17 protein-coding genes are annotated in these 16,520 nt (G+C 69.6%); 11 read left to right on the top strand and 6 right to left on the bottom strand.

Annotated elements, in window-relative coordinates:
• The 4 genes from BJ992_RS11505 (at position 1) to BJ992_RS11490 (ending at position 3,099) form a co-directional block, all read left to right on the top strand.
• Positions 1-729: a phosphoadenylyl-sulfate reductase gene (locus BJ992_RS11505; RefSeq protein WP_184980273.1), complete on the top strand. Its 729-nt coding sequence runs from the start codon at positions 1-3 to the stop codon at positions 727-729.
• A gap of 221 nt (positions 730-950) precedes the next feature.
• Positions 951-1,682: a sirohydrochlorin chelatase gene (locus BJ992_RS11500; RefSeq protein WP_343072613.1), complete on the top strand. Its 732-nt coding sequence runs from the start codon at positions 951-953 to the stop codon at positions 1,680-1,682.
• Between the two features lie 170 nt (positions 1,683-1,852).
• Entirely contained in the window at positions 1,853-2,437 is a 585-nt protein-coding gene (locus BJ992_RS11495; RefSeq protein WP_184980269.1) for an RNA polymerase sigma factor, read from the top strand.
• The gene (locus BJ992_RS11490) at positions 2,434-3,099 is read left to right on the top strand and encodes a hypothetical protein (protein WP_184980266.1); all 666 of its coding nucleotides are present in this window, start codon (positions 2,434-2,436) and stop codon (positions 3,097-3,099) included. Before BJ992_RS11495 ends, BJ992_RS11490 begins: the two co-directional genes overlap by 4 nt.
• Positions 3,100-3,446: 347 nt before the next feature.
• Here BJ992_RS11490 and BJ992_RS11485 read toward each other — a convergent pair whose 3' ends face one another.
• Entirely contained in the window at positions 3,447-3,872 is a 426-nt protein-coding gene (locus BJ992_RS11485; protein WP_184980264.1) for a hypothetical protein, read from the bottom strand.
• 206 nt (positions 3,873-4,078) lie between these two features.
• Entirely contained in the window at positions 4,079-4,354 is a 276-nt protein-coding gene (locus BJ992_RS11480; RefSeq protein WP_184980262.1) for a response regulator transcription factor, read from the bottom strand.
• Between the two features lie 1,168 nt (positions 4,355-5,522).
• Between BJ992_RS11480 and BJ992_RS11475 the strand changes: the two genes are divergently transcribed.
• Positions 5,523-6,242 carry a hypothetical protein gene (locus tag BJ992_RS11475; RefSeq protein WP_184980260.1) on the top strand — a complete coding sequence of 240 codons (720 nt, stop codon included), beginning with the start codon at positions 5,523-5,525 and terminating at the stop codon, positions 6,240-6,242.
• Positions 6,243-6,454: 212 nt separating this feature from the next.
• Here the strand turns inward: BJ992_RS11475 and BJ992_RS11470 are convergent, their stop codons facing one another.
• Entirely contained in the window at positions 6,455-6,886 is a 432-nt protein-coding gene (locus BJ992_RS11470; RefSeq protein ID WP_184980258.1) for a hypothetical protein, read from the bottom strand.
• A 260-nt stretch (positions 6,887-7,146) separates the two neighbouring features.
• Positions 7,147-7,422, bottom strand: a complete 276-nt coding sequence (locus tag BJ992_RS34530) for a response regulator transcription factor (RefSeq protein ID WP_184980256.1) — start codon at positions 7,420-7,422, stop codon at positions 7,147-7,149.
• Positions 7,423-8,472: 1,050 nt separating this feature from the next.
• Between BJ992_RS34530 and BJ992_RS11460 the strand changes: the two genes are divergently transcribed.
• The 4 genes from BJ992_RS11460 to BJ992_RS11445 all read left to right on the top strand — a co-directional run bounded on the left by BJ992_RS11460 (position 8,473) and on the right by BJ992_RS11445 (position 11,185).
• Positions 8,473-9,384 carry an SPFH domain-containing protein gene (locus BJ992_RS11460; RefSeq protein WP_184980254.1) on the top strand — a complete coding sequence of 304 codons (912 nt, stop codon included), beginning with the start codon at positions 8,473-8,475 and terminating at the stop codon, positions 9,382-9,384.
• Positions 9,381-9,629, top strand: a complete 249-nt coding sequence (locus BJ992_RS11455) for a hypothetical protein (RefSeq protein WP_184980252.1) — start codon at positions 9,381-9,383, stop codon at positions 9,627-9,629. Before BJ992_RS11460 ends, BJ992_RS11455 begins: the two co-directional genes overlap by 4 nt.
• A 2-nt stretch (positions 9,630-9,631) precedes the next feature.
• Entirely contained in the window at positions 9,632-10,267 is a 636-nt protein-coding gene (locus tag BJ992_RS11450; RefSeq protein ID WP_184980250.1) for a GOLPH3/VPS74 family protein, read from the top strand.
• A gap of 132 nt (positions 10,268-10,399) precedes the next feature.
• Positions 10,400-11,185, top strand: coding sequence for a DUF1707 SHOCT-like domain-containing protein (locus BJ992_RS11445; protein ID WP_246496605.1), 786 nt, complete (start codon positions 10,400-10,402; stop codon positions 11,183-11,185).
• 3 nt (positions 11,186-11,188) lie between these two features.
• Here BJ992_RS11445 and BJ992_RS11440 read toward each other — a convergent pair whose 3' ends face one another.
• Both BJ992_RS11440 and BJ992_RS11435 read right to left on the bottom strand, forming a co-directional pair.
• Positions 11,189-12,136: a maleylpyruvate isomerase family mycothiol-dependent enzyme gene (locus tag BJ992_RS11440; RefSeq protein WP_184980246.1), complete on the bottom strand. Its 948-nt coding sequence runs from the start codon at positions 12,134-12,136 to the stop codon at positions 11,189-11,191.
• Between the two features lie 2 nt (positions 12,137-12,138).
• Positions 12,139-12,696 carry a sigma-70 family RNA polymerase sigma factor gene (locus BJ992_RS11435; RefSeq protein WP_221474769.1) on the bottom strand — a complete coding sequence of 186 codons (558 nt, stop codon included), beginning with the start codon at positions 12,694-12,696 and terminating at the stop codon, positions 12,139-12,141.
• A gap of 157 nt (positions 12,697-12,853) precedes the next feature.
• Here BJ992_RS11435 and BJ992_RS11430 point away from each other — a divergent pair, with 157 nt between their 5' ends.
• Both BJ992_RS11430 and BJ992_RS11425 read left to right on the top strand, forming a co-directional pair.
• The gene (locus BJ992_RS11430; protein ID WP_184980242.1) at positions 12,854-14,491 is read left to right on the top strand and encodes an isovaleryl-CoA dehydrogenase; all 1,638 of its coding nucleotides are present in this window, start codon (positions 12,854-12,856) and stop codon (positions 14,489-14,491) included.
• A gap of 415 nt (positions 14,492-14,906) precedes the next feature.
• Complete coding sequence (locus BJ992_RS11425; RefSeq protein ID WP_184980241.1) at positions 14,907-16,502, top strand: alpha/beta hydrolase-fold protein; 1,596 nt, start codon at positions 14,907-14,909, stop codon at positions 16,500-16,502.
• Positions 16,503-16,520: the final 18 nt, after the last annotated feature.

Genomic DNA, 16,520 nt, shown 5'->3' with positions numbered 1-16,520 from the left:
ATGACACTTTTGGAGATCGAGTCACAGTTAGAGCATCAGCGCGGCGTCCTCGACCTGCGGGGGATCGTGGACTCGGCGGCCCGTTTCCTTGAGGACGCGCCGGCCCGTGAGATCATCCGCTGGGCCGCCGCGACCTTCGGCGACCGCCTGTGCCTCACCTCCTCGATGACCGACGCGCTGCTGATCGACCTGGTCAGCCGGGTGCGGCCGGGCATCGACGTGTTGTTCATCGACACCGGGTACCACTTCGCCGAGACGATCGGCACACGGGACGCCGTGCAGCAGGTGTACGACGTCAACGTGATCAACGTACGGCCGTCGCGCACGGTGGAGGAGCAGGACCGCGAGCTCGGGCCCCGGCTGCACGGCCGCAACCCCGACCTGTGCTGCTTCCTGCGCAAGGTCGAGCCGCTGAACCGCGCGCTCGAGCCGTACCTCGCGTGGATCTCCGGCATCCGCCGCGACGAGTCGCCGACCCGGACCGGCACCAAGGTCGTCGAGTGGGACGCCAAGCGGCAGATGGTCAAGGTCAATCCCATCGCGCGGTGGACCCAGGACGACGTCGACAACTACATGGCCGACAACGGTGTGATCGTCAACCCCCTGCAGTACGACGGTTACCCCTCCATCGGCTGCGGCCCCTGCACCCGCCGCGTCGCACCAGGTGAGGACCCGCGCAGCGGCCGCTGGTCGGGCCTCGGCAAGACCGAATGCGGAATCCACCTCTGACCCCTCGAGCTCGCGTCCCAGGGGACGCCGCGGGGCCGGCGGGCCCACCACAGCCCGCCGGCCCGCGGCGCCTGCCCCTTCCCGTACGGCCGGCCGCTCCGCATGTCCCGGAACGGCCGCACCTCTCGCCGGCCCCGGCGCTCCCCGCCGGGTTCGCCCCACGGACGTCTGTGCACCTCGCCGGACGGCCGCTCACCTGGCGGACGCCTCCGCTCGTCGCCGTGGCGCATGGATCGCGTGACCCGCGCGCGGCGGCCACCGTGGAGGCGCTGCTCGACGGGGTGCGGCGCGCACGACCCGGCCTGGAGGTGCGCGCGGCGTACCTCGACCACTCACGGCCGTCCCTGGCCGAGGCCCTGTCCGGCCTGGACGAGGCCGCGGTGGTGCCGCTGCTGCTCACCGAGGCCTACCACAGCCGGGTCGACATCCCGGGGGCCCTCGACGAGATCCTGCGCTCCCGTCCCGGGCTGCGCCTGCACCGGGGGGCCACCCTCGGCCCGCATCCATTGCTGATCACGGCTCTGGAGCGCCGCCTAGCGGAGGCCGGCGTGCCGATCGGCGACCCCGGTACCGCCGTGGTGCTCGCGTCCGCCGGCTCAGGCGACCCACGCGCCAACGCGGTCGTCGCCGGCGTCGCACGCTCCTGGGCCCGCACCCGCACCTGGCACTCGGTCACCCCCGCCTACGCCTCGGCCGCCTCCCCCACCCCCGAGGCCGCCGTCCGCGACCTCCTGAACCCCGGCCCGGCACAGGTGGCGCCGCGGCGTGTCGTGGTCGCGCCGTACCTGCTGGCGGCGGGGTTGTTCGCGGAGAGGATCCGCAAGGAAGCCCTCGCGGCGGGAGCGCGAACCGTCGCCGATCCCCTCGGCCCGGCGCCGGAGCTGACCGAGGTGCTCCTCGACCGCTACGCCGGCGCCGTCCGGCCGGAGATACGCCGCCTTCTGCCGTCCTGACCGCACCGATCCGGCCCGTCCCTTCCCGCCATCCGCCGTCAGCGGATCCGGCCCGTTATCTCCCCCGCGTGTCCTCTATCGGCCACGTGAATCACCGCAGGCGTGAACCCGATGCGTTCGTCGTGCCAATAAGTAGTGAGAGAAACGACGGACGACCGATTTGGTGGGGTATGACGACCGAGCTGAGCGACGCGGCCCTGATCGAGAAATCACTCGGGGCACCGGAGATGTTCACCGAGGTTTTCGCCCGCCACGCCGACCAGGTCCACCGCTACCTGTCGCGGCGGGCCGGTCCGGACACGGCGGAGGATCTCGTGTCCGACACCTTCCTGACCGCTTTCGAACTGCGGCACCGCTTCTCGGCGGAGCGCAGCCCCACCGGGGCCCTGCCGTGGCTGCTCGGCATCGCGACGACTCTGCTGCGCGGCCACGGCAGGGCGGAGGCGCGGCGCTGGAAGGCGCTGACGCACACGCCACCGGACTTCGGGGCCGCCGAACCCTCCCCTGCCGACCTGGTGGCCGAGCGCGTCGACGCCGGCGCCGTGGTGCGGTCGATCGCACGCACCCTCTCCGTCATGGCGGACGGCGACCGTGACGCGCTGCTGCTCTTCGCCTGGGCCGACCTCAAGTACGAGGAGATCGCCGCGACCCTGGAGATCCCGGTCGGCACCGTGCGATCGCGGATCCACCGGGCCCGCGCGCAGTTGCGCGCGGCCATCACGACCACCACCCCGGAAGGCTGGTCCGGACGATGAACGAGATCGACCTGCTCGCGAGGATCGGCGGCGACGTACCGCCCCTCTCGGACACGGCACGCCGCCGGGTCCACGACATGCTGCTCGCACGGGCCGCCGCCGCGGACACGGCGACCACGCCGCACGCGTCCCGCGCACCCCGCCGGCGTCTGCGGGTCCTGGCCCTCGCCGGCACCGCGGCGGCCGCCACGGCCGCGATCGCGGTGCCGCTCTCGCTCGGCTCCCCCGCCTACGCGGTCGACAGGCTTTCCGACGGCACGGTGACCGTGCGGATCCACGAGTTCCTCGAGCCGAAGAAACTGCAGGCGAGCCTGCGTGAGGCAGGCGTCCCCGCCGAGGTGGACTACCTGCCGGCCGGCCAGGCCTGCCGGCAGCCGAGAGGCGTCCAGGCCGCCACGGCGCAGCTCGCGGTGGACCAGCCCGCGGACGGGGGCCTTGCGTTCCGCATCCCGGCGGGCCAGGTGAAGGCCGGCCAGACGCTGGTCCTGGTGGCCACCTTCGCCGATGACGACCCGTCGAAGGCGGGGACCATCGCCATGAGCGTCGTCGAGGGCCGGGCGGCCCGCTGCACAGCCGTCCCCGCACCGGCCGGCGACGGTGCGGTCAAAGTCGTCCCGAACAGACCCGGTGATGCGCGCCCGGGCACTCCGGCCGGCTCCTGAGACCGCACCACGGCCTCCCCGGGTGCCACCAGCACCCGGGGAGGCCGTATTCACCGCTCGTACGGCCTGCCCGGGGTGACCAGGACCCCGGGGAGGCCGTAATCACCGCTCGCACAGCCTGTCCGGAACCCGCTCCCCGGTCGGAGGACCGCATCACTCGAAAAACCTAGTCGGTTATGTCCGAGGCGGTGTTCTCGCCGCGCAAAAAATATCCGGCCTACTGGCGGCGGACGGCCGAGCGCCTCCCCGCCAGGCGGCTGAACGAGCCATGCCGTCCGGCAGTAAAACCGAAAGGGCCTCGAATTCCCGAGGCCCTTTCTTCTGACGTCAAATCACTGCCGGGTCGATCAGTACCAGCCGCCCCAGATCGCCGCGTACGGGGCCGGGCAGGTCATCACGTGGTTCCACGTGCCGATGTAGAGCGTGGGGAAGTAGTAGCGCAATCCGTTGCTGCAGTCGAGGAAGACACGGTATCCCGCCGCGTCGCTGGTACAGGTCATGTACATGCTGGCGCCGCTGGTGAAACCGTTGTAGCAGACGCCGGCGAACGTCGTCGTCTCACCACTCGCCGTCGCGCTCTTGCCTACGGACTTCAGACGGGTCTGCTTGCTGGAAACGGCGGTCTTGACGCTGCCGGAAGTCGAGGTGCTCGAAACGCTCGCACCCGGCTCCGCGGCGCTTCCCGATGCGGCCGAGGCACCGGCCATGGGCAGGACGCCGAAAGCCATGATGAGTGTGGTCGCGGCGACCCCGAGCATGGTCCTGATCTTCACGCGTTTTCCCCTTCCAGTGCGGACGACAACTCGCGAATACCCCCATGCATCGCATGTGGCCTGGGGACATCCGCTCAGGCGATATCCGGTCCGGACTCGCCCGGCTTGCTCAAGAACGAGAATGCGTCGCCGTGAAGTGGATATCAATTAGCCGTTTGGGTAACGTTTCCGCGGACGATCAAGCACGGCAGGGGATGATCCTCACCCTACGCATTCGGTGACTCGCCGCGCCTTCCGGTCATCGACGCCTTGTAAACGTAGGCCGCCAATCCCGCCTGCAACCGTGATTCCAGACCTAGAACGTGGAGAATCCTGGCCGTATGTGCCTTGACCGTGTGCTCCGTAACGGTCAGCCGCATCGCGATCTGCTTGGTCGACATGCCCTTACCCAGGAGGAAGAACACATCAAGCTGACGGGGGGTTAGCTGCTCGACGGAGGAACTCCACTCATCGTCGAGCGGAGGATCCTGAAACGCTTCCATTTCACTCTCCTATTCTCCGTCTCCGCGCGGCAAGACAGCGGACATAAAAAGGGAGACGTACTCAGGAACCGACGAGGCCTGCCCCGCGCCGGTGGAGGGCGGCAGCGTGACACCCACGAACCAGCACAACAGCAGGATCTTACTAAGATCTTGACATCAGCCATCACGCGCACAATATTTCATGAACCAGATGGTGTGCCAACCGCCAGACGCACCTCTATTTCCGCGAACGCTCACAGGCCCGCGGCGCACCGCATGAAAACACCCGCCGGCCGTATCCGAAAACCATGAGCGAGACGGTGGGTCACTGTTTTCGGACCCCCGGTACCAGATATGGCTCGACAACCGCCACGATTCCGCACACCACGGCGGCGGCTCACCGGCGGCCCGCGCCACCCCTAGGCGCACATCGACTTATTGACCGTGTGTCATCATCCGGCCACGTCTCGAAGCCATGAAGTGCGAACCGGATCGCCGCGGCGGACCAATAACAGGTGTAAGAGACAACACGACGATCCACCCGGCACGGACATCATGACCGAGCCGACCGGCGCGCTCCTGATCGAGAAGTCCCCCGGGCCACTGGAGGTGTTCACCCAGGTTCTCCCCCGTCAGCCGAAGCAGATCCTTTGGAGGTGTTCACCCAGGTTCTCCCCTGTCAGCCGAAGCAGATCCTTCCACCACCTGGCACGACACCCGGGCCCCAGGTCGGCTGAGGAACCGGTTCCGGCGCCTACCTCACCGCCTTCGATCGTCACCACGTTCCATGCCGGCCGCTCACCCGCCGGAGCGCTCCTCTGGCCACTCGGCATCACGGCCAAGCCGCTACGCGGTCACGCTTTCTCTCCGACGCCATCGGCACCATGACCCATGGCGACCACGACCCCTGCCGCTCAACGCCGGGCCACCTGACGTACGGCAAGACCGCCGCCACGTCCACGACCCCAGCCAGGCTGGCCGGACGACGATCCACCGACCCCGCGTGGCAACGCTCCATCACAACGGCCCGGTCACCACGCTGTCAGGACAGCTCCGTCACTCACGCTTCTGTCACCACGGCTCCGAAGACGGCTCCGTCACATGCCTCTGTCACCACGGCTCTGTCAAAACAGCTTCCTCACCACAGCTCCCTCACCACGACCTCGACCCTGGAAGGGCGGTCTGCATCATGAACGAGATCGACCTGCTCACGATGACCGGCGCGGACGTCCCGCCGTTGCCGGACGCGTCCCGTCACCGGATCCACGCACTGCTCCTCGCCAAGGCCAGGGCCACGGACTCCGTGCCCGCCGTCACCTTCGCTCCGGGAACCACCCGCGAGCGCAGGCCCGTCCACACTCCGGGTACCTCCCCGTCCCGCCACTCCCCCCGCCGGCGCCTGCGGGCCGCCGTCCTCGCCGGGACGGCCGCGGCCATCGCGGCCGTCACCGTGCCGTTCGCCTTCAGCACCCCCGCCTTCGCGGTGCGGAAGCTCCCCGACGGCACGGTGACCGTCCGCATCAACGAGTTCCTTGAGCCGAAGAAACTCCAAGCGAGCCTGCGGGACGCCGGCATCCGCGCCGAGGTCGACTACCTGCCGATCGGCCAGACGTGCCGCCTGCCCCGCGGCACCCGGACGGCCCCGATCCGCCTCACCGCCGAGCAGCCCGCCGACGGCGGCGCCGCCTTCCGCATCCCGTCCGGCCAGGTCGGCCCCGGTCAGACCCTGGTCCTCGTCGCCACCTTCGCCGAGAACAACCCGTCCCGCTCCGGCAGCATCGCCATGAGCGTCATCGACGGCACGGCCTCCCCCTGCACCGCCACCCCCGACCCCGCAGGTGCCGGCACAGTGACCGTCGCCCCCATCGGCCCCGGCCACACCCCCCAGGGCACCCCGGCCGGCTCCTGACCCGGCCACGCCAAACCACAGCGGAGTGCCGCACCACTCCTGGCCGCACCACGGACCGTTGAGAACGGCACCAGTCCTGACCACACCACGAGAACACGGCAACCGCGCCACCTCTGACCACACCACAAGGACGCGAAGAGGGCCCCGGGTTCGCACCCGGAGCCCCTCTCCCGCTCCTTCGCGGGCTGTCAGGTCAGCTCACCGGCGGTGGGTCACAGCCACCAGCCGCCCCAGACGGCGTAGGTGCCGACGGGGCAGGTCAGCACGTGGTTCCACGTGCCGAAGTAGAGCGTGCCGAAGTAGTAGCGGAAGCCGTTGGAGCAGTCGACGTACACCCGGTAGCCGTAGGCGTCGCTGGTGCAGGTCATGTAGAAGTTGCGGCCCGCCACGTACGCGTTGTAGCAGGTCGCCGCGAACACCGCGGCCCGGTCCGACTCGGCCGTCTGGTTCGACGCGAGCGCCGACCTGCCCTCGCCCTTGGTCCGCGTCGCCTCGGAACTGGTGGAGGTCATCGTGCCCTCGGTGGCCGACGTACTGGTGACCCTGGCCCCCGGCGGCGCCGCCGCGGCATCGGCCGGCGTCAGCGCACCCACCACCATGATGAGCGCGGTGGCCGCCACCCCGAGCATGGTCTTGATCTTCACGCGCATTCCTTCCCGTCTGACGAAACGGGGAATTCCCCCGCGGATCTCGACCGACCCGGGACACACCGCCGATTCGACGGCTCCCCGGGTCGCTCAAAGCGAGAATGCGCTCTGTGTGAAGACGAATCAATTAGCCTTTTGGGTAACCAACCCCACCACAAATGTGAAAACCCTACACGTCGGCCGCTCCTGGCCATTCCCTCAAAACCGTGAAACCGTACCCCTCGGCCACTCCTGACCGTCCCCGATAACTGTGCAACCTACCCGTCGGCCACTCCTGGCCGTCCCTCCAAAACCGACGTCTCATATACATAAGCCGCCAACCCCGCCTGCAACCGCGACTCGAACCCTAGAACCTGAAGAATCCTCGCCGTATGCGCCTTCACCGTATGCTCCGTGACCCCCAGCCGCGCAGCGATCTGCTTGGTCGACATCCCCCTCCCCAGCAGCAAGAACACGTCAAGCTGCCGAGGCGTGAGCGTCTCCACCGCCGCACGCCACTCGGGATCCGCTAAGACATCCCGAAATACCGCCATTTCCCCCCCGATACCATATATCCAACACAGCGCAACGACCTGCAGAACAGCCGACAGATCGAAACACCACGCGGCGATGGCCCGACAACGGGCCCTGGGCCGGCGACCACGCCAGAACCCACGACCGGCACTTCAAGCGGGTGACGACCCCCTGCCCCCGCACCGCCTCGACTCACCGTCGCGGCAAACCCGGATCTTGTTTTCACCTATGGACATGACACATCGAATATTCCACGAACCCACCGCCCCGCCACCCGTTCGACGATTTCCCCGTCACCGCATCCGGCCCATCGGAGACGACACAGCGGACAAACCGTATATAGCCAATCCAGCTGTTATCGTCATGACCACAGCGGACCGTTTCCGGCCGGCACCAATTCATCACCACGTCCTAGCCGATGAACAGGCGAGCAGACCACGTCACTCAGACGCGCGTGACCGCTCAACGGTGTCCGGCCCGGCCCGCCGCCGAAGTTCCCGGAACAAGGACCGGACACGCGAGGCGGCGTCCACACGCACCGGCCCGAACATCCGCGTCTGCGACCCGCCGGGGTCCCCAGTGCTGTCGGTCGCGACCGAATCGCCGGCGTGCCGAAGGATTTCGGCGAGATCGGGAGGGGGACCGCCGCGCCGACGCACGTACGCGATGAAGACGGATTCGACCACGGGTTCGGTACCGGCGGACGGCAGAGGCGGCCGGGGCCCGGCCAGGACCTCGCCAGAGGGAACACTGACCGCGAGGGGAATGACAAGGGTGAGAGCCGTCAGCCCGCGCCAAGTTCTCCGTCCGGTCGTCCCGACCCGGCATGAGCCACCACAGCTCTGCCCCGCTTCCTCAGCAGCCGTCGACATCGGGACATCACACCACACGATCCGCCTGAAGCTCAGCAAAGCGATCATTCTGCGTCGGTCGTCACATCCACCTCGTCGCGGACCCTGTCGCGACCGAGAGGCCGTCTCCCGGGTCACTGACGTCGTACGACAGGGGCTTGCAAAGTGATATCACTTTGCTATGGTTGTGCCATGAGTCGGGCAAGTGGAGGGAAAGAGATGGCGGCGAGAGAAGTCGAGGGTGTCGTGGTGGAGATGCCGGAGGCGCGGGTCAGTGAGAAGGCGGCGCCGAACGTGTCGGGGTGGCCGATGGCGTTGCTGGTCCTTGTGCTGCTCGGAGCGGCGGGGTACTTCCTGTCGCAGGCGGAGCGAGGCGGGGGGTTCGTGGCGGCCGGCGCGGTGCTGGTGTTCGTCGCGGTGGTGGTGGCGAGTGGGTTGCTCGCCATCGCGCCGGGGCAGGCGCGGGTGGTGCAGTTGCTCGGGAGGTATGTCGGGACGGTGCGGACGGACGGGCTGCGGTGGACGGTGCCGTTCACGCAGCGGAACAGGCTCTCGACGCGGATCCGGAACCACGAGACGGGGGTGTCCAAGGTCAACGACGTCGAGGGGAACCCGATCGAGATGGCGGCGGTCGTGGTGTGGCGGGTGGAGGACACCGCGAAGGCGGTGTTCGAGGTGGATGACTTCGTGGAGTTCGTCGCGATCCAGACGGAGACCGCGGTGCGGCACATCGCGGGGAACTATCCGTACGACTCCTCCGACTCGACGCAGTTGTCGCTGCGGGAGAACGCCGACGAGATCACGGCCAAGTTGTCGGCGGAGATCTCGGCGCGGGTCGCCTCGGCCGGGGTGCTGGTGATCGAGTCGCGCATCACGCGGCTGGCGTACTCGCCTGAGATCGCGCAGGCCATGTTGCGGAGGCAGCAGGCCGGTGCGGTCGTGGCGGCGCGGCGGCAGATCGTCGAGGGTGCGGTCGGCATGGTGGAGGCGGCGCTGCACCGGCTGGACGCGGCCGACGTGGTGGACCTGGACGACGAGCGCAAGGCCGCCATGGTCAGCAACCTGCTCGTGGTGCTGTGCGGCGACCGGGACGTGCAGCCGGTGGTCAACACCGGCTCGCTGTACCAGTGACCGAGCGCAAGAAGATCCTCTTGCGGCTCGACCCCGCCGTACACGACGCACTGGCGCGCTGGGCCGGCGACGAGCTGCGCAGCACCAACGCACAGATCGAGTTCCTGCTCCGCAAAGCGCTGGCCACGGCCGGACGCCTGCCCGGCGACGTGGGACGGATGCCGAAGCGCGGCCGTCCCCCCAAGAGGGAGCCCGGCGACACGGGGTCCCCCGCGACCGACGAGGACGACGTACCAGAGGACTGACGATGGACCTGCCTGAGAGCCTGCCGGAACGGCTGTACCTGCTCGCCTACGACATCGACAAGCGGCGCCTGACCTCGCGGCCGCGGCTCGGCTACCTGATGCGGGCCGCCATCCTGGCCGAGTTGCTCATCCAGGGGCACATCGCGGACGCGACCGGGGGGCCGGTGGCGCAGACGCAGGCCGTGCCGGACCCGCTGCTCGACGAGGTGCTGCAACAGATCGCGGCGTCGCGGCGCCGTAGCTGGCAGCACTGGGTCGGCAAGCGGAACCGCCAGGCCACGGGCCAGGTGCGCGACCGCCTGGAGCGGGGCCACTGGATCCGGGTGGAACGGCGGCGCCTGCTCGGGATCTTCCCCTACAGCGCGGTCACCGTCCGCGACACCCGGGTGGTGCGCCACCTGCGCACGATCGTGGCGAGTTCGGTTCGCGGCGCCGCGCCGGTCACCCGTACCGACCGCCGGGACGCGGCGCTGGTGGCGCTGGCCGCCATGGCCCGCCTGCGTGCCGGACTGTCGCGCGCCGACTGGCGCGCGGCGCGCACCCGGGTGGACACCTTGGGGGACACGATCGCCCCCATCCCCCGCGCGCTCCGCAAGGCCATCCAGGCCGCCGAGGCCGCGGCGAGCGCCGCCGGCTGACCGTCACGCGACGAACCCGTGTCCCGCCGGATACATGGCGGGGTACGGGTTCGTGACGTCTTTCCTCCCCAGGGAGGAGCACCGCGGCACAAATCACGCGCTAGATTCAGGGACATGACCGATGCTGGGGGTATGCGGGCTTCGGACGCCGAGCGGGAGGCCGTGGTCGAGCGGCTGCGGGAGGCGTCCGTCGAGGGACGCCTGACGCTCGCGGAGCTGACCGATCGCACGGAGGCCGCCTACCTGGCCGCCACCCACGCGGAGCTGGCGCAGATCACCGCGGATCTGCCGGACACGGCGCGGGCCCCGTACCCCGCGGCGCCTCCCCCCGCCGTACCCCCCGGCAAGGCCCGCCGGTGGTACGTCGCGGTGATGGGGGACACCAAGCGGCGCGGCAAGTGGCGGGTGGACCAGGAGATCGGCGCGGTCGCGGTGATGGGGGACGTCACGATCGACCTGCGTGAGGCCGAGGTGCGGTCCAATGTGATCGACATCGTGGCGACCGCGGTGATGGGGGACGTCAAGATCATCGTGCCGGACGGTGTGGACGTGGACCTCAGCGGGGTCGCGTTCATGGGTGACAAGAAGGTCAACGTCATCGAGGCGCCGCCGGGCCAGAACGTCCCGGTCGTCCGGGTCCGCGCGTACGTGGTGATGGGGGACGTCAAGGTCATCGGCGACTCCAGGGCCAAGCCGATCGCGCGCAGCCTGTTCGCGTGGAGCGAGTGGTGGATGCAGCGCCGCGGTGAGCTGCACCGCGGCTTCGGCGAGGAACTGCACTCCGCGCGCCGCATGATGCGTCACGAACTTCGCGAGGCGCGCCGTCAGATGCGGCACGGCGGTTTCCCTCCCCCGCCGCCGCCTCCGCCGCCTGACGTGAACCCGCCGCCGGGCCCGCCGAGGCCGCCGGGCTGGTGACGGTCACGGGCCCGACAGGGCCGGGGCCGCGGTGAGGACGTCCGCCGCGAGCCCGCTGTCGCCGTCCACATCGGCGGGGAATGTCGCCGGGGTGCCGCGACCGCCGAGCAGGAAGCAGAACGCGACGGTGTCGCACGTGATGGAGACGTCGGCCGGCTGACCCGCGTGCGGTGCGGCCGGCGCGGACAGGTCCAGCGGAACGTGCCATGTGCCGCCGCCGGACCCGGTGAGCTCCAGCCGCAGGGCCTTGGCGCCGGGGGTCATGCCGGACAGGGCCATGGTCAGCGGGACGAGACGTGCGCAGAAGTCCGCGGTCGGGTGGATGTGGGCCGGCAGGGGTGGCGGCAGCGGCACGCCGATCACGGTGGCGGCGTCGGCGGTGTGGATCCAGGTCTCGAGCATGCGGGCCAGCACGTGGTCGCCGACCGGGAAGCCGATGCCGCCGGGAGCGACCGGGACGGCGGCGTCCATGGTGACGGCACGCGCGCAGATCGCCTCGGCCTGGGCCCGCCAGTCGGCGCGGGTCAGCGCGGGGTCACGGTCACGCTGGTAGGCGATCACGTCGGCGGTGCGGGACAGCACCTCGTCGGCCGCGATCGGCGGCCCGGTGACCCGCACCCCCATGGCCGCCGCCACCAGGCTGTCGGTGGCGGCAAGGTGCGCGACCAGTTCCTGCAGCGTCCAGCCCTCGACGATCACCGTGGCCCAGTCGGCGGGGGTGGCGCCGGCCAGCAGCGCGTCCATGGCGGCAACCCTGGCGGCGTACGACACGGCGAAGCCGGCGCGCACGGCGGGCCCCCGCCTGACGCGCGCGGCGGCGAGCAGCCGGTCCCGCGCACCGGCCGGCGGCTCGGCGGCGGTCTCGGCGTACGCGTCGAGCGCGAGCCGTGCGAGGCGGCCGGGCTCGGGGACGAATGGGGTGTCCGGCCCGGACGCCGGTGCAGGGGCCACGGTCACACCTCCTCGTCCGCGAGAGCGTCGGCCAGTTTGCGCAGCCCCAGGCGGATGCGGGACTTGACGGTCCCCTCGGGGAGACCGAGCTCCTCCGCCGTCTGCCTGTAGGTACGGCCACGGTAGTACGCGAGTTCGATGGCCTCGCGCAGACCGCCGGGGAGGCGGCTCACGGCGGTGCGGACGCGGGCCGCCTCGTCGGCGGCGAGGACCCAGTCCTCAAGGGGGCTCGGCTCGGGCTCGGTCAGACGCGGCCCGAGCGCGGCGACGCGGCGGCGTTCCTCGGCGCGTACGTGGTCGACGGCCCGGCGGTGCGCGATGGTGGCGAGCCAGGACCGCAGGGAGCCGCGGTCGGGGTCGAAGGCCAGCGGACGCTCCCAGAAGGTGACGAAGACCTCCTGCACGATGTCCTCGGCCACCAGCCGGTCGCGGGTGATCCGCAGCGCGAGCCCGAGCACCAGTGGGTAGAACCGCTCGTGCAGCTCGCCGAGCGCGTCCTCGTCCCCGCCGACGACACGCTGGTGCAACGACCGGTCATCGGTGGTGCCCGCCGCCTCCAAGGGCCTCCCTCCCAAAGGTCAGACACCCGAGCATGTCATTCTTCCGTGGAAATGTTGAGATGGATGGTGCAGCACGCGTCAGACGGGTGACCGAAGCGTAGGCGATTACGCCGATTGTCCCGATTGTCATGTTTGTTCTTGATGTCCGGAGGCTTCCTTGACGCACGACGTCTTCAACCAGGCCCCCCCGTACGCCGGCCACGACGTGTCGGCCGACCCGGCGCTGGTGGAGGGACTGCGGCGTGAGTCGGCGGACTGGGCCATCGGCGAACTGCGCGGCCTCGGCACGCTCGCCGGCTCACCGCGCGCGCAGGAATGGGGACGCCTCGCCAACGACCACCCTCCGGTCCTGCGCACCCACGACCCGTACGGCCACCGCGTCGACGAGGTCGAGTTCCACCCCGCGTGGCACGAGCTGATGGCCGTCGCCGTCGGACACGGCCTGCACGCCGCGCCGTGGGCCGCCGCACGACCCGGAGCGCACGTGGCGCGCGCCGCCAAGTTCTACGTGTGGTCCCAGGTCGAGGCCGGCCACGGCTGTCCCATCTCGATGACGTACGCCAGCGTCGCGGCCCTGCGCCACTCCCCCACGCTCTCCGCCGAGTGGGAACCGCTGCTCACCTCCCGCAGCTACGAATTCGGCCTGCGGCCCGCGTCGGCCAAACGCGGTGTCCTCGCCGGCATGGCCATGACCGAGAAGCAAGGCGGCTCCGACGTCCGCGCCAACACCACCACCGCCGAGCCCCGGGCCGACGGCACCTATGCGCTGACCGGCCACAAATGGTTCAACTCGGCTCCCATGTGCGACGTCTTCCTCGTCCTGGCCCAGGCCCCCCGCGGCCTGTCCTGCTTCCTGCTCCCCCGCGTCCTCCCCGACGGCACCCGCAACGCCATGCGCCTCATGCGCCTGAAGGACAAACTCGGCAACCGCTCCAACGCCTCCGCCGAGGTCGAGTACGAAGGCGCCGTGGCCCACCTGGTCGGCGAGGAAGGCCGCGGCGTCCGCACCATCATCGAGATGGTCAACATGACCCGCCTCGACTGCGTCATCGGCTCCGCCGCCGGCATGCGCCTCGGCGTCACCCGCGCCGTCCACCACGCCACCCACCGGACCGCCTTCGGCCACCCCTTGATCGACCAACCCCTGATGCGCAACGTCCTGGCCGACCTGACCCTTGAATCCGAGGCGGCGACCGCTTTGATGATCCGCCTCGCCGGCGCCACCGACAAAGCCATCCGCGGCGACTCCACAGAAAGCGCACTGCGCCGTATAGCGCTGGCGACCGCCAAATACTGGATCTGCAAACGCGCTCCCGGCCACGCCGCCGAATCCCTCGAATGCCTCGGTGGAAACGGCTACGTCGAGGACTCCCAAATGCCACGGCTTTTCCGCGAGTCCCCCCTGAACGGCATCTGGGAGGGCTCCGGCAACGTCGCCGCCCTGGACCTTCTCCGATCCATCGCCAAGGAACCCGCCAACCTGGACGCGTACTTCACCGAGGTCGAGCAGGCCAAGGGAGCCGACCTCCACCTCGACACCGCCGTCCGCCAGGTCAAGGACTCCTTCACCGACCCCTCGACCCTGGAGTACCGCGCACGCCAGGTGGCCGAACGCCTGGCCCTCGTGCTGCAGGCGTCCCTTCTGGTCAGGTTCAGCCCGCCGGCCGTCGCGGACGCCTTCTGCGCCGCCCGCCTCGGACCGGAACGGAACATGGCCTACGGCGGCCTGCCGTCCGGCGTCGACATCGAATCGATCATCGAGCGCGTTCTCACAGTGAAGTCGACCACCGGTTGATCGGGGAGAAATCGCATCCATGACGTCGGCGGTCACCAGTAGTCCACGCTCACGGCAAGAAGGTGTGCGACAGCGCCGCGATAGGACGTCCGGAAAATACGTGAATGGAGCGCCACGCCGGACGAGGTGATTCCGGTATTCGCGTCACGTTCTCATCCGGCGTGCGGCGACGGTCCGGGACGTGGCGACCGGCTGGCGTGCGCACCGTTCGACGCGCCTCGGTTCGGAGACGTGACCGGGGTACGGCCGTGGCATCGTCGGTCGCGCTACGGGGTTGTTGCATAGAGCGCAACGCCACAAACATGATGTGCAATCGGGTCTTGACATCGTTGCAGATGTTTCTACGATCGTTGCAACTCCAGAAACGACTGGGCCGACTCTCCAGCCGTTTCCCGTCCCCCGGAGGGAAAGCACCATGCCCGTCGTCCACCCCCATCCCACGACCAGATCCCGGAAGAGCAGACGGCTGAGGTCGATCCTGGCCGGCCTCACCGTCGCGGCCGGGCTCACGACCGGAGCTCTGGCCGTTCCGGCGGCGGCGGCTCCCACTCCGCCGTCGACCCTCGGGCCGACCGTGGTCAAGACCGACGCTCCGCCGAGCGGTTACGCGGTGAAGTTCCGTTACGAGGCCCCCGCCGGGGTCAACGCCGTGCACGTCTACGGTGACTGGTTCTTCTCGCGGCCTGAGAACGTGAACTGCAACGACTGTGGTGACGCTCGTCCGCCGTCGCAGTGGCAGCCCGGTGACATCCACGCCACTCCGTGGCACACGATCGCGATGACCAAGGGTGAGGACGGGGTGTGGGAGACCACGGTCCCCCTGCCCGCCGGCACCTACCGCTACGCCTACACCCACGATTGCGCGAGTCCGCTGGCCACGGGCTGCACCCTGTACGACGACCCGGTCAACCGCTGGGAAGTGCCGCCCCCCTACCCCGGCGCGCCGGGTGCGGTGCGCAGCCGCATCTTCGTGCCCGAGAGCAAGAAGTTCCCCACCTACGACACCGACTACCAGTCGCCGGAGGGCAAGCGCGGCACGATCGAGCCGCGCCGGTACACCTCGCCGCTGTCGACCAACCCGGCCGGCGTGCACGACCTGGTCGTCTACACCCCCCACGGCTACGACCCCAACCGGGCCACGCCGTACCCGACCCTGTACCTGAGCCACGGCGGCGGTGACCACTCGACCGCGTGGACGATGCAGGGAGTGGCGCACCACATCCTGGAGAACGCCATCCGGGACGGCGAGGCCCAGCAGATGGTCATCGTGTCGACCGACTTCAACGGCCTGCCCGGCGGCAACCAGGGCTTCGCCAACGAACTGCGCAACAACGTCATCCCGTTCGTCGAGCAGAACTACAACGTCTCCACCCGCTCGCAGGACCGCGCGTTCGCCGGGTTCTCCGCCGGCGGCAGCCGCGCCTTCACCATCATGTACGACAACACCGACCTGTTCGGCTACCACGCCGCCTGGAGCATCGGCGGACCGGCCGCCAACCAGGCCCAGCTCGACCGGTTGAAGACGGTGCCCGGCGGCATCTTCCTCGGCACCGGTCTCCAGGACCGCCTCGGCAACATCGCGCAGAACTCACTCCTGCGGGCCGCGGCCCTCAGGAACGCCGGCGTGAACATCACCGAGTACAACGTCCCGGGTGTCCACACCTGGCACGTCTGGCGTCCGCTGCTCAACTTCTACATCCGCAGCCTGGCCTTCCACACCACCACGACGAGCCTCGCGGTCGAGTCCGAGCCCGCAGGGAACTCCCACAACGTCAAGGTCACCGCGACCGCGACGGTGACCCCCGTGTCCAACAACACCGCCACGCCGAAGGGCAAGGTGGAGTTCTACTCCGGCGACACCCTGCTCGGGTCCGCGCCGCTCAAGAAGGACGGTGTCGCGACCTTCAAGAAGGCCGTGGACGGCGCGCTTCTCGACGGCCCCGTGGTGGCCCACTACAAGGGCGACAAGCTGTACAACGCCTCACAGAGCACACCGGTGAACGCCGGCTGACCCCGTCCCCAGCCGACA

The sequence above is a fragment of the Sphaerisporangium rubeum genome, from assembly GCF_014207705.1.
Classification (GTDB): domain Bacteria; phylum Actinomycetota; class Actinomycetes; order Streptosporangiales; family Streptosporangiaceae; genus Sphaerisporangium; species Sphaerisporangium rubeum.
The sequence above is the reverse complement of the archived record's forward strand: the minus strand, read 5'-3'. Positions and strand labels throughout refer to the sequence as shown.

Coding starts and splice junctions, on each gene's coding strand:
- BJ992_RS11450 (WP_184980250.1), top strand. CDS start 9,632: ATGGACCTGCCTGAGAGCCTGCCGGAACGGCTGTACCTGCTCGCCTAC.
- BJ992_RS11445 (WP_246496605.1), top strand. CDS start 10,400: ATGCGGGCTTCGGACGCCGAGCGGGAGGCCGTGGTCGAGCGGCTGCGG.
- BJ992_RS11505 (WP_184980273.1), top strand. CDS start 1: ATGACACTTTTGGAGATCGAGTCACAGTTAGAGCATCAGCGCGGCGTC.
- BJ992_RS34530 (WP_184980256.1), bottom strand. CDS start 7,422: ATGGCGGTATTTCGGGATGTCTTAGCGGATCCCGAGTGGCGTGCGGCG.
- BJ992_RS11460 (WP_184980254.1), top strand. CDS start 8,473: ATGGCGGCGAGAGAAGTCGAGGGTGTCGTGGTGGAGATGCCGGAGGCG.
- BJ992_RS11495 (WP_184980269.1), top strand. CDS start 1,853: ATGACGACCGAGCTGAGCGACGCGGCCCTGATCGAGAAATCACTCGGG.
- BJ992_RS11480 (WP_184980262.1), bottom strand. CDS start 4,354: ATGGAAGCGTTTCAGGATCCTCCGCTCGACGATGAGTGGAGTTCCTCC.
- BJ992_RS11475 (WP_184980260.1), top strand. CDS start 5,523: ATGAACGAGATCGACCTGCTCACGATGACCGGCGCGGACGTCCCGCCG.
- BJ992_RS11425 (WP_184980241.1), top strand. CDS start 14,907: ATGCCCGTCGTCCACCCCCATCCCACGACCAGATCCCGGAAGAGCAGA.
- BJ992_RS11490 (WP_184980266.1), top strand. CDS start 2,434: ATGAACGAGATCGACCTGCTCGCGAGGATCGGCGGCGACGTACCGCCC.